Source organism: Pantoea sp. SIMBA_079, from assembly GCF_046940275.1.
Classification (GTDB): Bacteria; Pseudomonadota; Gammaproteobacteria; order Enterobacterales; family Enterobacteriaceae; genus Pantoea; species Pantoea borealis.
Genome location: NZ_JAWRYR010000062.1, coordinates 1 through 399, shown reverse-complemented (window position 1 = coordinate 399; position 399 = coordinate 1). Strand labels below are relative to the sequence as shown.

Here is a 399-nt window from a genome sequence, read left to right as displayed (position 1 = left end):
CGGCGTCTTGGATGGCAGCGACAAGGAGGGTCATCGCTTCTTCGGGGCTGGCGATGTCGGGGGCGAATCCGCCCTCGTCGCCGAGCCCAGCGGTGTGGAACTTCGCTTTCACGCGGGCGGCGAGGGCGTGATAGATCTCGGCGCCGGCTTCGACGGCGGCTTCCTCGTTGGCTGCGCCGACGGGGGCGATCATGAACTCTTGGAACTCGAGCGGGTTGGCGGCGTGCGCGCCACCGTTGAGGACGTTGAAGTGGGGGACGGGCATCCGTTCGGTGCTGTCGGTGACTCGTGCGATCCAGACGTGCAGTGGCACTTCCGCGGCGTGGGCGAACGCCCGCGCAGTAGCGATGGATACCGCAACCACGGCGTTCGCACCGAGGCGTGCAAGGTTCTCCGTTC

1 pseudogene is annotated in these 399 nt (G+C 67.4%); it reads right to left on the bottom strand.

What is annotated here, in order from left to right:
- Positions 1 to 399 (bottom strand): annotated as a pseudogene (gene eno / locus SB719_RS19095) (phosphopyruvate hydratase); the annotation flags it as partial.